The organism is Enterococcus camelliae (genome assembly GCF_042685105.1).
GTDB lineage: Bacteria > Bacillota > Bacilli > Lactobacillales > Enterococcaceae > Enterococcus_G > Enterococcus_G camelliae.
In genome coordinates, this window is the sequence record NZ_JBHUMO010000073.1 from 1 (window position 1) to 540 (window position 540).

Consider the following 540-nt stretch of genomic DNA (forward strand, 5'->3'; position numbering starts at 1 on the left):
TTGACAAATCGGTTTCCCTCCTTATTCATACCGTATTTTCGAGAGACTTTACGCTGTAACCGACGTAATCGCTTCTCAATCTTTCTTACTTTGCCAGTTTTATTCATGTTCTTGTAGATTTTACCATTAGAAACAATCGCTAAATCTTTGATACCAAGGTCAATTCCAAGGGTTTCACCAGTTAAGTCCTGCACTGGTTGCTCTTCATCAATACCAACTGAAACATACCAATACTTTCCATCAAAGCTGATTCGTGGGTTAGAATACTTCGTATTCACTGGCAACTGTTCGCTTGTTTTTACCCAACCAACTTTTTCAAGCAAAACCAATTTAGTTTTTACTTTCAATTTGATAGTGTCATTATAAAAAGCTGGTTTTGATTTCTTTCTTGACTTGAAATGTGGCTTTTCAGCCCTTAAACGACTTTTATCTGTCCTACCATCAAACCACTTTTTGTAGGCATCACATGCATCTTTTACAGCTTGCTTGGCTATATTGTTTGATACGTGATTCAACCAAGCGTATTTAGGACGTTGCTTC

The 540-nt window shown here is 37.0% G+C and carries 1 protein-coding gene; it reads right to left on the reverse strand.

The window, feature by feature from the left end; translation table 11 throughout:
- On the reverse strand, positions 1 to 540 hold a 540-nt coding region (locus ACFSR0_RS11890; RefSeq protein ID WP_379983019.1), incomplete at both ends, for an RNA-guided endonuclease InsQ/TnpB family protein.